Source organism: Zavarzinella formosa DSM 19928, from assembly GCF_000255705.1.
GTDB lineage: Bacteria > Planctomycetota > Planctomycetia > Gemmatales > Gemmataceae > Zavarzinella > Zavarzinella formosa.
Genome location: NZ_JH636440.1, coordinates 1122504 through 1135396, shown reverse-complemented (window position 1 = coordinate 1135396; position 12893 = coordinate 1122504). Strand labels below are relative to the sequence as shown.

Genomic DNA, 12893 nt, shown 5'->3' with positions numbered 1-12893 from the left:
TCGCGTCCTTTGCGGCTTTGTGCGAGATGTCTGCTTCTCTTCTCTTTTGTGCGAGTGAAACAGTCCTTCATGGAGTCTTTTCCCATGATGATCGCCTTGGCGACGCCTCGGGTCGCCTCCTCTCTTGATGAGGGCTTGGACAAAATCAAACACCTCCTCTCCGAAGCCTCGGCCCAAGGCGCGGAGATTGTTTGTTTCCCGGAAGCTTATCTCCCCGGTTTGCGCGGGCAGGATTTTGACGTGTTGCCCTTCGATCAGTCGCAGCAGGACAAGATGCTCCGGGCCGTGGCCGAATGGACGCGAGCATATTCGGTGGCCGCAATCTTGGGGACGGAAAAACTCACGGAGGTCGGCCGGCAAATTGCCTCCGTCGTGATGGATGCGCAAGGCCGGATTCTGGGGTGGCAAACCAAGAACCAAATCGACCCAAGCGAAGACCCGTTTTACGTGCCCGGCAACACCCGGCGGCTCTTTGAGATCAACGGCGTGAAGTTCGGCATCTCGATCTGCCATGAGGGCTGGCGCTATCCCGAAACGGTGCGCTGGTCGGCCGTGCGGGGCGCCAAGATCGTCTTTCATCCCCATCACACGGGCAGCGACCATCAAGGCGCCCTCCTCACGCAATGGGGAGCGGCCGACTCGCCTTATTACGAAAAGGCGATGATGATGCGCAGCCGGGAAAACACCATCTACTTTGCCAGCGTCAATTACGCCTTGCGTTTCCAAGAATCGGCCACCACCCTCATCGCCCCGTCCGGCTTGTGCCAGGCGTATCTGCCGTATGGAGAGGAAGGCGTCTTGGTGCAGTCGATCAACACCGGGGAAGCCACCGGGTTGCTCGCCGGCCGCTATGCGCCGGAGCGATATCGGGAGGCCGGCTTGGAGTGAAAACTGAAAATTACCACAGCCCGAACAATGACACCACGAAAAAAGCTCCGGCCCTTCCGGACTTTCTGTGAAACCTCAAAGCAGGAGTTGCCTCTAATCATCATAATGCCGATGATGATAGTTGTCGCCAAAGGGAATAAGTGACTCCATGCAGGAAAACACACGACCATCCGACGAGGAAATTGCCGCCATCAATCAAGAGTTGGACGGCAAGACGCCGCAAGAAATCCTCGCGGATGCCGTCCGGCGTTTTCACCCCAAGCTCATGATGGCCACGGCCTTCGGAGCCGAGGGTTGCTGTTTGATGCACATGCTGGCCGACATTGAAAAGAACGTGCGGATTATCAATCTGGACACGGGCTATCAATTCAAGGAAACGCTTGAACTGCGGGAGCACATCCTCCAAAAGTACGGCATCGCCGTGGAGATGGTGAAGCCGGACACGACCGTCGAGGAATACGAAAAACTCCACGGCGGCCCGCTGTACATCTCCCGGCCGGACCAATGCTGTCTTGATCGCAAGATCATCCCCTTGAAGCGGTCGGTGAAGGGCTATGCCGCTTGGATCAGCGCCATCCGAGGCGACCAGACCGAACACCGCAAGGCGGCGGGCGTGGTGCAATGGGACGCGAAATTCAACGTGGTGAAATACAACCCGTTGCTCCGCTGGAACAAAAAGGACGTTTGGAAGTTCATCATGAACAACGACGTCCCGTACAACCCGCTGCACGACCACGGCTACCCGAGCATCGGCTGCCAGCCCTGCACCGCCCCGGTGGAAGACGGCGCTGACGAACGCTCCGGCCGCTGGGCCGGCTCGAAGAAGAAAGAATGCGGCCTGCATGTGATCGAGCAGGAGCAGGGGTCGGGGACATAGGTGATGGTTGGCTGACGCGACCCGGCTCGCTTGTTAGCGACGACTCCTCGGTGATGAAGAGGTAAAAGGCATATGGCGGCTGACAACGACGAAGCGATCCCCAAGACTTCCCGGAGTTCGCTCTTCTCCGCGAAGACGGAGTATGCCTGTGTCTCCCTGCTGGAACTGGCCTCCCATCACGGCGATCCCAACCCGTTGCGCCTCAAGACGATCGCGGAGAAGCACAATATCTCCCACCGCTTCCTTGTGCAAATCCTGTTGCAACTAAAGGCAGCCGGGCTGGTGGAAAGCATTCGCGGAGCCGCCGGCGGCTATCACCTGGCCCGGTCGCCAGAACAAATCACCATCGCGGACATCGTGCAGGTGATCGACCCGGCCGACCCGATCCGCGGCGGCGACGACAGCAACTCCAGCGCGTTGATTCGCGCCGTCCACGGCCTCTGGGCCGACGTGCAGCAAGCCCAGCGCAAGATCCTCGAAACCACCACCCTCGCGGACATGGTCGCCCGGTCGCAGGGGGAATCGGATTTGATGTACCAGATTTAAGAGTTGGGGATTGGGTAGAATGATCTGCATTGGGCACGGTTTGCCCCTGATCGGCATATGCTCAAAGGCTGTGATCGACGGCCCGCTGAAATATCTGTGTCCTGCACAGATTGGAAGATTCCAACCATGAACCACGTCGTCGCCACTCCGCCGCCAGTCATCATTGATGTGCCGGTCACACTCATCGCCATTGTCCGGCCCGAACCGGAAGTCGGCGGGTATTCGGCATCCATCCCCGCCTTGCCCGGCTGCCACACCCAAGGCGAGACGCTGGACGAGGTGCGGGCCAATCTGCGCGAGGCTGCCGAGGGTTGGCTGGCCGTCGCTCATGAGGATGCGGGGCTGGGACAGCCGTGAAAACCATTTCCGGCAAACGCATGTGCCGTATTTTGGAACAGCGTGGCTGGACACTGGCTCGCGTAAGCGGAAGCCACCACATTTACCGGCATTCATCCACCGGGCGACGGACCACGGTGCCTGTACATGGCAACGATGACTTGAAGCCCGGCACTCAACGGAGCATCATGCGGGACGCCGGATTGACCGATGATGACCTGTGATCTTGCGGGCATGGTTGGCTGTTCTCAAAGGGAATTTGCTCTGGTGTGTCAAATCCAGGATTAGGTGATCGGCTTTGTCAGGGGTGGTCCTGCCAGACGGCATTGCCAGCCAAGCAAGCGATTGGCTGGCGTCCGGCGAAAGACGTTGGGGTTGGGGTATCGGATCGCTATAAAAATCGCTTCGTAGGTAGCAAGGATTGTCGGACGAAACCAGACGGGAGCTTTCCCGGCTAATGTTCCGTCCTGCCACATGTCGAGAAATGATGAGTGTGCTGACCCATTTGCAGCGGCTTGAGGCGGAGGCCATCCACATCATGCGTGAGGTGGTGGCCGAGGCGGACAAGCCGGTGATGTTGTATTCCATTGGCAAAGACAGCGCGTGCATGTTGCACCTCGCCGCCAAAGCATTTTATCCGGCGCCGCCGCCGTTCCCGCTCTTGCATGTGGACACGACCTGGAAATTCCGGGACATGTACGCGCTGCGGGAACGTATGGCCGCCGAGATGAAGATAGATCTTCTGGTGTACCAAAACCCGGAAGCCCAGGCGCTCGGCATCAACCCATTCGACCACGGTTCGCAAGTCCACACGGATATGTGGAAGACGCAGGGATTGAAGCAGGCCCTCGACAAATACGGCTTCGACGCAGCCTTCGGCGGCGGCCGGCGGGACGAGGAAAAGTCCCGCGCCAAGGAGCGGGTTTTCTCATTTCGCACCACCACCCACCATTGGGACCCGAAGAACCAGCGCCCGGAACTCTGGCGGCTCTACAACGCCCGCAAAAACAAGGGGGAGAGCATCCGCGTCTTCCCGATTTCCAACTGGACCGAACTGGATGTGTGGCAGTACATCCAGCTTGAGAACATCCCGATTGTGCCGCTCTATTTCGCGGCCGAACGGCCTGTCGTCAACCGGGACGGCACCCTCATCATGGTGGACGACGAGCGGATGAAGCTCGCGCCGGGCGAGAAGCCGATGATGAAGAACGTGCGGTTCCGGACGCTCGGCTGCTATCCCCTTTCCGGGGCCGTCGAATCCAACGCGACGACGCTGCCGCAGATCATTCAGGAAATGCTGCTCACCACCACCTCCGAACGACAGGGACGGATGATCGATCACGATTCGGCCGCGTCGATGGAAAAGAAGAAGCAACAGGGGTATTTTTAATGGCTCACGTCTCGGACCTGATCGCCACCGACATCGACGCCTACCTGAAACAGCACGAAACCAAGAGCCTCCTTCGATTCATCACCTGCGGCAGCGTGGACGACGGCAAAAGCACGCTGATCGGCCGGTTGTTGTACGAATCGAAGATGCTCTTCGAGGATCAACTGGCCTCACTGGTGGCCGACTCCAAAAAGGTCGGCACGCGCGGCGGCGAGATCGATTACGCCTTGTTGCTCGACGGTCTGGCGGCCGAGCGGGAACAGGGCATCACCATTGATGTCGCTTATCGTTTCTTCTCCACGGATCGCCGCAAGTTCATTGTGGCCGACACGCCGGGGCACGAACAATACACTCGGAACATGGTGACGGGCGCCTCGACCGCCGACCTCGCCATCATTCTGATCGACGCCCGCAAAGGCGTGCTGGTCCAGACCCGGCGGCACAGTTATCTCGTGTCGCTCATCGGCATCCGGCACGTCGTCCTCGCCATCAACAAGATGGACTTGGTTGACTATTCCCAAGAGACGTTCGACAAGATCGTCGCCGAATACCGTGGTTTCGCCGAGAAGATCGGCCTCCAAAACATCCACGCCATGCCCATCTCCGGCGTGCATGGCGACAACATTGTGGACAAGAGCCCGAACACGCCGTGGTATTCCGGCCCGACGTTGATGCACCTCCTCGAAACGGTGGCCATCGACGAAGAACGCCTGCAAATGCAGCCTTTCCGGTTGCCGGTGCAATGGGTGAACCGGCCGAACCTCGATTTTCGCGGTTTCGCCGGCACCATCACCGGCGGGGTCATCCGGCCCGGCGAACGCATCCGGGTGATGCCCTCCGGTCGGGAAACGACCGTCACGCGGATCGTCACCGCGACCGGCGATCTTGATCACGCGGTGGCCAACCAGTCCATCACGCTGACGCTCGCCGACGAGGTGGACATCTCGCGAGGCGATTTGCTCTGCCCGCCCAATGCCCCCTCCCAAGTGGCGGATGCCGTCGAGGCGACCGTTGTTTGGATGGCCGAGCAGCCGATGCTTCGCGGGCGAAGTTATTTCCTGAAAATTGGCCCGAAAACCGTCACCGCGACGGTGATGCCGTTGCGGCACAAGGTCAACGTCAACACGCTCGAACAAACGCCGGCCGAGAAACTGGAACTCAACGAGATCGGCGTCTGCGAACTCGAACTCGACCGGCCCGTGCCGTTCGATCCTTACACGGAGAACCGCGACACCGGCGGCTTCATCCTCGTTGACCGCATCACGAACAACACAGTCGGCGCCGGGATGATCCGCGCTTCCTTGAAGCGTTCGACCAAGGTGGACTGGCAGGCGATTGAGGTCAACAAGCAGGCCCAAGCCTTGCTCAAGGGACAAACGCCCGCGATTGTCTGGTTCACCGGCATCTCGGGGGCGGGCAAACTGCCGATTGCCAAGCTTGTCCAGAAAAAGTTGTTTGCGGAAGGCCGGCACACATTCCTGCTGGAAAGCAACATCGTCCGCCACGGGTTGAACAAAGACCTCGGCTTTGATGATGTGGGCGTTGTTGAAAACATCCGCCGTTCCGCCGAGGTGGCCAAGTTGATGACGGACGCCGGCTTGATTGTGCTGGCGGTCTTCATCTCGCCGTTCCGCAGCGAACGCCGGGCCGCGCGGGCCATGATGCCGCCGGGTGAATTCATCGAAGTGTTCATCGACACGCCGATGGAAGTGGCCGAGAGCCGCGACGAAAAGGGCCTTTACCGCAAGGCCCGCTCCGGCGAACTCGAAAACTTCACCGGCATCGACTCCCCCTACGAAAAGCCCGAAGAACCGGACATCCACATCGACACCACCACGATGTCCCACGAAACCGCCGCCGAACGCATCGTCGCCGACCTCCGCCAGCGAGGCATCCTCGACCGCGACCGGGGCGAACCGCTGTTTTAAACAGGGGACAATCTGACGTTCGCAGCGATAATCCCCCTCGGTGTCAGCCGCGACTCAGAGGGTTTGCGGAGAGAAGCGCGTCCCGTGATCGTCACTTCCAAGCACGGAACCGGACAAATCCAAGAAACGTCAGTCGACGGCCACCCCTCACTCATCTTCCAGTTTTCGCCCCACCAATTCGATGAACACATCCTCCAGCGTCGGCTGGGATTTCTCCAACGACTGGATCAGGCAGCCCGAGGAGACAATATGTTGCACCACCGTGCCGATGGCGGATTCTTCCCGAAGAGAAACCTTTAACACCACGGTCGTCGGCGTTTCGGTTTGCGTGGCCTGATGCACGCCCGGCAGGGTGTTCACGCCGGTGAGGGGCTTGGGTCCCGGCGAGAGCGTGAGGGTGAAGAGCGGGTATTCCTGAACCTTTTTCTTGAGGTTCGCCGGGGTGTCGCAGGCCAGCACTTTGCCCCGGTCGATGATCGCCAGGCGGTCGCACAATTCATCGGCCTCGGCCATGTAGTGCGTCGTCAGCAACAGAGTTCGCCGGGGGTCCTCGCCCATCCATTCGCGGATGAAATCGCGGATGGCCCGCGCGGCGGTCACGTCCAGTCCGAGGGTCGGTTCGTCGAGGAACAGGATCTTCGGGTCGGTGATGAAGCCCCGGCAAAAGTTCATCTTCTGGCGCTGGCCCGTGGAGAGGTGGCTCACCCGGCTCCCGGCTTTTTCCGTGAGATCGACCACCTTGAGCAGACGCTCCATCCGGGAGCGGATCAGATCGTTGGCGACGCCGTAAATCCGCGAGAACAGCCAGAGATTTTCCCGCACGGTCAGGATGCCGTAGCCGCTCGATTCCCCGCCGGAGACCATGTTAATGAGGGGCCGCAGTTCGTTCGCCTGCGTCACCACGTCGAGGCCGTCCACGAACGCCTGTCCGGTCGTGGGGGACAGTAAGGTGGTGAGAATCTTGATGAGGGTCGTCTTGCCCGCCCCGTTGGGACCGAGCAGGCCGAAGAGTTCACCCGGCCGGACTTCGAGGGAAACCCCGGCGAGGGCGGTGAAGGTGTCGGCCGGAACGGCGGGCTTGCGGCGAAACCAACCCCGGCGTTTTTTGGTGTAGGTGCGGGTCAGGTCGCGCGTCTGGATGGCGAATTCACTCATTCATCCAGTGTAGGAGAGCGGCCAGGCGGAGGGCAAAAGCATCGAGCCTGAGAATTGTTGGCGGTCATGATCGCCGACTATTAATCAGGGAAACATCATGGACGATTCGGGAGGCGTGCGATGGGCGAACCCCAAGTGCTGATCGTCGGAGCCGGCCCGACCGGGTTGGTTTTGGCCCTCTGGCTGTCCAAGACCGGAACGCCCTTCCGGTTGATTGATCGGAAGGCCAGGCCCGGCGAGGCGTCGCGGGCGATGGCCGTGCAGGCACGGACTCTCGAATTTTACCGGCAACTCGGCCTGGCCGACGAGGTGATTGCCGCCGGTTTCCGGATGGATCATCTTCACCTCCGCAATGAATCGGGCGAGTTAGTGACCGTCCCCTTGGGGGAAGTGGGCAAAGGGGAAAGCCCGTACCCGTTTGTCCTCAGCTTCCCGCAAGACGATCACGAACGCTTCCTGACCGATCACCTCCGCGCGGCCGGTCACACGATTGAATGGAACACGGAACTGACTGGCTTCACGCAAAACGCCGAGGGCGTGCGGGCCGTCCTTCGCAAAGCCGGCGGCGAGGAAACTTGGGCCGGGTCGTATCTCTGTGGCTGCGACGGCGCGCATAGTGTTGTGCGGCATGCTGCGAATATCGGCTTTCCGGGCGGAACGTATGACCAGCGTTTCTACGTCGCGGATGCCGAGGCCAAAGGCAACTGGACCACCCACGACATCAACGCCCACCTGGCCGAGAAGAGTTTTTGTCTTGTTTTCCCGGTGCGGACGGAAGGCCAGTTCCGGTTCATCGGCCTGGTGCCCGAGGCCCTTGGGGACCGCGAAGACATTGGATTTGACGATCTTCGGGCGGGCGTCGAAAAGGTGACGGGAACGCAGGTCACCCGTGTCAATTGGTTCGCCACTTATCGCATCCATCACCGGGTGGCCGATCACTTCCGGGAGGGGCGCGTATTCCTCGTCGGGGACGCCGGGCACGTTCACAGTCCGGCGGGTGGGCAGGGAATGAACACCGGCATCGGCGATGCGGTGAATCTGGCTTGGAAACTCGCCGCCGTTCTTGGAGGGAAGGCGGCCGCCAGTCTGCTGGACTCTTATGAGGCCGAGCGGCTTCCGTTCGCCCGGTCGTTGGTCGCCACGACGGACCGGGTTTTCGAGGCCATCGTCGGACGCGGTTTCATGGCCCGGATGATACGGACGGTCGTCGCCCCTTATGTTCTTCCGTTTGCCCTCGGGTTCCAAGCCGTCCGGCGGGCGCAGTTTCGACTCGTTTCGCAAACCCGAATCGCTTACCGCGAAAGCCCGTTGAGCGATGGCACTGTCGGCGGAGTCCATGCCGGCGACCGCCTGCCATGGGTCGAGGGAATCGACAACTTCAAGCCGTTGGAATCCCTCGACTGGCAAATTCACGTTTACGGAACGCCGACCGCTGAACTCCGCGAATTCGCGGCGAAGATGAAACTGCCGATCCATGAATGGCCTTGGAACGAAGCCACCAAACACGCCGGGTTGGAGAAAGACACCGTGTGGCTGGTGCGACCAGATGGTCACATCGGCCACACCCATCAGGGACCGGACTTGGAGGGGATGCGGGCCTATTGGGAGCGGCTTGGTTTTGCGGGGCAATAAAAACGGCCGTCAGTGCTCGTTGGCGGGCGTCAGCTCTGAATGAAGCCGGTGTTTTTGGCCGCGCCGGAAAAAAACTGCCACCCAATTGAAGACAGGTTTTGCTTGGGAAGAAGTTTTATCCGTCAAAATGGGAAGGATGCGGAATTTAACCATTGTAAACCATTCTCGAACGGAATGATTTATCTTATCCAGACGGTCAATTTACCTCAACCGGAACAATTTTGCTGGTTTATGTTGAATTCCCCAGTCATCCCATTTACACACACGCCGGAACATTCGTACTATTCGCTACAACACGATTTGACTCTTGTGTGGCATGAACTAGATACTGGCATGTTCAAAGTGTTTGGTGCGAACGGAATATAACAGTCTTGCGGGCAAGAGCGAAACCAACGTGAGCACCCCAGTGGCGGAAATCGGCAAGCACACTCAACTCGGGTTGATGAATCATTTGCTGGGAGACACCGGCAAATGGACTTCCCTTGTGGATCTTTTGTCGGATGTGCGAACGTCATTCCAGCTTGACGGGGTCGCTTTTCGGTGGCCCTCCGAAGGGTACGCGGTGTTTTCGGGCGCCTCCGGCGACACAACCCGCCCGGCGATGCAATATCCCGTGAACATTCCCGGCAAAACACCGGGATTGCTCACGGTGGCCGGCACGGCGACCGATGTGGATTGGTTGAAATTACTCTCGCACTCCCTGGGAGTGTCCGGGATGTTCGGCCGGCTGTTCGCCCCGTTTGCCGACCAGGCCCGCATCGCCCAACGACTGGAAGACGCCGGCCGCGTGGCCGGCCGCGTGGCCCATGATTTCGACAACGTGTTCCAAGGGGTGACCGGCTTCGCCTCGCTGGCCTTGGAAACGCTGTCGCCAAATTCGGCCGCCGGTCAGAATGTGAATGAAGTTCAGGTGGCCGCGCAACACGGCATGAAATTCAACGTGCAGTTGCACCAATTGAGCCGGGGGGGGAAGGCCCAGCCGTTCCCCGCCGCCGTGCCCCCCGCCATCACCCGCGAGGTGACGCGGGTGAACAAGACGCATCATTCGTTGAAGATTGATGTGTTCGTCCCCGCCACGCTGCCTCCGGTGGCGATGGAATCCGGGGCGGTGCAACTGGTGGTCGGCCACTTATTGGACAACGCCGCCGAGGTTTCCCCCAAGGGGGGGACCGTGACGGTGACCGCCCGGCTGGTCGAACTGGCCGCCGAGGATTTTGACGGATTTCTGGGGCAGCCCACGCCCGGACCAAATGTGGAGATTGTCATCCGGGATTCCGGCCCCGGACTGACAGACGACGCCCGACGCCGGATGTTTGTCGAGCCGTTTTTCACCACTAAGTTTCGCCACCGCGGGCTGAGTCTCTCGGTGGTTTATCGAATGCTTTACGCACACCGCGGCGGCGTTCAGGTGGACGGGCAACCGGGCCGGGGGACCACTGTCAAAGTGGTGCTGCCGCTGGCCGGATCTCCCGCTCCCGCCGTGAGCAACAGCCGTTCTTCCGGAGGTTCCGCAACATGAGTAGTCTTCGCATGCCACCCGCGCCGTTTGATTCCGTCACGCCGCCGCCGCCGGTTCAGCGCCTGTCCCCGACGGGCGGTCTCGCCGACTTTCAAGCCTCCGGCGAGATTCGCATCCTGATTCTCGACGACGACGCGTCGGTCTGTACGTTCATCCGCACGCTGCTGGGGAACGAAGGCTTCATGATCGACACCCTGTCGGATCCCAGTCAGGTGGAAGGCTGGCTCAAGGGCCAGTCGTACCATCTGATCATTATGGATTACATCCTGCCGGGCTTGAACGCCGAGCAGATTTTCGCCTGGGTTCGCGACCATCAGCCGGAAGCCAGCGTGATCGTGGTGACGGCCTATCCGTCCGTCGAAAGCGCCCTGAGCTGTCTCCGCGCCCGGACCTATGACTACCTGACCAAGCCCTTCCAGCCGGACCAGATGCGGAACCTCGTGGTTCGCTGCCTCGAATCCAAGGGCCTCCTGCGGATGACCGAAGAAGCCCTGCGGGAAACGCTCGGCTCGGTGATCCGCGACCGCCGCAAGGGGCTGAAGATGACCCTTCAGCAAATGTCCAACCGCACGGGCGTTTCGCTGGGCTATCTGTCCCAGATCGAACTTGGCAAAAACTCGGCCTCGATCGAAACCCTCTATCGCATCTGCCTCGCCCTCGGCATGAACATGGCCGAACTCTTCACCGCCGTGCAAGGCAAATCCTGAACCAGGTTTGCGAATCAACAACCGGAACACGGGGAGCCTCGGCTCCCTGTTTTCTTTTCCAGGTGACGCGTCTCCGTGTCACCTTGTCATCTTGTCACCTTGTCATCTTGTCATCTTCGCCCCTGTCCCCCTTCGCCCCGGCCATTCTACAATGGTCGTCATGAGCGCAAACATTACTCCTCAGTTCAAGGCCGACACCCATTCCAAGGCGTTGGCCATCAACCTTGACGCGGACATTTACGGAACCATCGCCGAAATCGGGGCCGGGCAGGAAGTCGCCCGCTGGTTCCTCAAAGTGGGGGCGGCCTCCGGGACGGTGGCGAAGACAATCTCTGCCTACGACAAGACGGTTAGCGACGCCATCTACGGCGCCGGGACGCGGTATGTCTCCAAGGAACGCCTGCTGAAAATGCTGGATTATGAGTTCAAGAAACTCACCGGCCGGTTGGAGCCTTCCTGCGGGGACGTGAAAAAATTCTTCGTGTTCGGGGACACCGCCTCGGCCCGGAATTATGCCGGGGACAACGAGCAACATGCGTGGGTCGGCCTGCGGTTTCTCAGCGAGCCGCACGGCGAACCCAACGAGATCATCCTGCATGTGGCGCTGATTGACCGCACCAACGAACGGCAGCAGGAAGCCCTCGGGATTCTCGGCGTGAACCTGATTCACGCCGTCCATCATCATCGCAATTCGATGGAAGAATTGCTGGCCGCCATTTGGGACGACCTGTCCCTCAGCCGGTTGGAAGTCGACACTCTGGAATTCTCCGGTCCCGCGATGGCGTGTTTCGATGCCCGTCGGTGCGCTCTGTACATGTTGCGCCACGGGATGTCAAAAGTGATGACCTTTGACGCGACGGGAAACCTCATTGACCCTTCGAGCGTCCTGCGGAAGCGGCCGATGATCCTGGAGCGAGGCCGGTTTGCCACGCTGGAGCCGTTCCACGGCAAAATGCTCGACGCTGCCGAGCATCATCTGTGCGCGGAAGGCATCCCCTTGGGCCGGGAACCCGTCCGTGTGTTGGAAATGACGTTAAATCCTGTCGGCGGGGACGGCCCGAGCGACGACGAAGTGCTGGAGCGTATCGGCCTGCTGTCCGGCCTCGGCGTGGTGCTGGTGAGTTCGCTGCCCCAAGGTTATTTGCTGGTGGATCATCTGCGCCGGTTCAGTTCCGAACCGGTGCGGTTCACGATGGGCATCTCGCTTTTGGCCCGCGTGCTGGACGATGAGTTTTACCCCAAGCTCCCCGGCCGTTTGCTGGAGGGGTTGGGGAAGTTGTTCGCGGCCAATGTGAAAATCTACGTTTACCCGATGCCCCGCGAAGAAATCCTCGCCTCGCTCGAATCCCGCGCCGAGCATTTTGACATCGTGGCCTCCGAAAACGGCGACGTGGAGGCCGACGGCCTGAACCCGAAGCCGCCGATCAACCACCTGTACCGCTACCTGCGGGAAGCCAACTGGGTGGTGCCGGTGACGTTTGAAACACCAAAGACGGCGCAATAACCCTGCTGTATTCCCATAGCCCGACGCGCCAGTTTTGAAGTTGCGCTTTTTATCCGGCGGTGCGAAACTCGGCCGGGATGGCCTGCCGGAGTTTTCGTCGCAAACGCCGGATTCCGCCGGGTGTTTGCATGGCGCGGGCCAGGTATTCCAAGTCGGCCTGTTCGCTGTGGCGGCGGACCGCCAGGCAGAGGCCGTGGGTTCGCTGGTGTCGCCAGCGCTCTTTCTGCTTCGTCGTCAGGCCGGACTTGGCCAGTTGCCTCGCCCGATGCCACTCCAGCCACAGGAACGTCACCAGGACCAGCTCCAGCCATCCCTCCGTCGCCTCGAACCGGCGCAGGCGGCATTGGGCGAAGCCCAATGTGCTTTTCAACTCCTTGAAGAACAGTTCGATCTGCCAGCGCAAATCATAAA

Annotated in this window: 13 protein-coding genes; 11 read left to right on the top strand and 2 right to left on the bottom strand. The window is 60.3% G+C overall.

Going from position 1 to position 12893, the window contains the following annotated elements; translation table 11 throughout:
- The first annotated feature begins 84 nt into the window (after nucleotides 1–84).
- From BGIM_RS0116085 to cysN, 7 genes are all read left to right on the top strand, one after another.
- Nucleotides 85–888, top strand: a complete 804-nt coding sequence (locus tag BGIM_RS0116085) for a carbon-nitrogen hydrolase family protein (RefSeq protein WP_020470777.1) — start codon at nucleotides 85–87, stop codon at nucleotides 886–888.
- Nucleotides 889–1036: 148 nt separating this feature from the next.
- Entirely contained in the window at nucleotides 1037–1765 is a 729-nt protein-coding gene (locus BGIM_RS0116080) for a phosphoadenylyl-sulfate reductase (protein WP_020470776.1), read from the top strand.
- A 72-nt stretch (nucleotides 1766–1837) separates the two neighbouring features.
- Nucleotides 1838–2311 (top strand): RrF2 family transcriptional regulator, encoded by a 474-nt coding sequence (locus BGIM_RS0116075; RefSeq protein WP_020470775.1) that lies wholly within the window; start codon nucleotides 1838–1840, stop codon nucleotides 2309–2311.
- A gap of 126 nt (nucleotides 2312–2437) precedes the next feature.
- Nucleotides 2438–2668 (top strand): type II toxin-antitoxin system HicB family antitoxin, encoded by a 231-nt coding sequence (locus BGIM_RS0116070; protein WP_020470774.1) that lies wholly within the window; start codon nucleotides 2438–2440, stop codon nucleotides 2666–2668.
- On the top strand, nucleotides 2665–2871 hold the full coding sequence (locus BGIM_RS0116065) for a type II toxin-antitoxin system HicA family toxin (RefSeq protein ID WP_020470773.1): 207 nt from the start codon (nucleotides 2665–2667) through the stop codon (nucleotides 2869–2871). Before BGIM_RS0116070 ends, BGIM_RS0116065 begins: the two co-directional genes overlap by 4 nt.
- A gap of 263 nt (nucleotides 2872–3134) precedes the next feature.
- Nucleotides 3135–4037, top strand: coding sequence for a sulfate adenylyltransferase subunit CysD (gene cysD, locus BGIM_RS0116060; RefSeq protein WP_020470772.1), 903 nt, complete (start codon nucleotides 3135–3137; stop codon nucleotides 4035–4037).
- On the top strand, nucleotides 4037–5965 hold the full coding sequence (cysN, locus tag BGIM_RS0116055; protein WP_020470771.1) for a sulfate adenylyltransferase subunit CysN: 1929 nt from the start codon (nucleotides 4037–4039) through the stop codon (nucleotides 5963–5965). Before cysD ends, cysN begins: the two co-directional genes overlap by 1 nt.
- A 147-nt stretch (nucleotides 5966–6112) precedes the next feature.
- Here the strand turns inward: cysN and BGIM_RS0116050 are convergent, their stop codons facing one another.
- Entirely contained in the window at nucleotides 6113–7120 is a 1008-nt protein-coding gene (locus BGIM_RS0116050) for an ABC transporter ATP-binding protein (protein ID WP_020470770.1), read from the bottom strand.
- A 120-nt stretch (nucleotides 7121–7240) separates the two neighbouring features.
- On the opposite strand from BGIM_RS0116050, the gene BGIM_RS0116045 reads away from it, so the two are divergent.
- The 4 genes from BGIM_RS0116045 (at nucleotide 7241) to BGIM_RS0116025 (ending at nucleotide 12482) form a co-directional block, all read left to right on the top strand.
- Nucleotides 7241–8752, top strand: a complete 1512-nt coding sequence (locus BGIM_RS0116045) for an FAD-dependent monooxygenase (protein ID WP_020470769.1) — start codon at nucleotides 7241–7243, stop codon at nucleotides 8750–8752.
- A 394-nt stretch (nucleotides 8753–9146) separates the two neighbouring features.
- Complete coding sequence (locus BGIM_RS0116035; RefSeq protein WP_157369047.1) at nucleotides 9147–10271, top strand: sensor histidine kinase; 1125 nt, start codon at nucleotides 9147–9149, stop codon at nucleotides 10269–10271.
- Complete coding sequence (locus BGIM_RS0116030; protein WP_157369045.1) at nucleotides 10268–10978, top strand: response regulator; 711 nt, start codon at nucleotides 10268–10270, stop codon at nucleotides 10976–10978. The genes BGIM_RS0116035 and BGIM_RS0116030 overlap by 4 nt, the downstream gene beginning before the upstream one ends.
- A gap of 160 nt (nucleotides 10979–11138) precedes the next feature.
- Nucleotides 11139–12482, top strand: coding sequence for a hypothetical protein (locus BGIM_RS0116025; protein WP_020470765.1), 1344 nt, complete (start codon nucleotides 11139–11141; stop codon nucleotides 12480–12482).
- Between the two features lie 49 nt (nucleotides 12483–12531).
- On the opposite strand, the gene BGIM_RS50650 is transcribed toward BGIM_RS0116025, so the two are convergent.
- Nucleotides 12532–12893 (bottom strand): transposase (locus tag BGIM_RS50650; protein ID WP_040888893.1); only part of this gene is annotated, 362 nt, incomplete at its 5' end.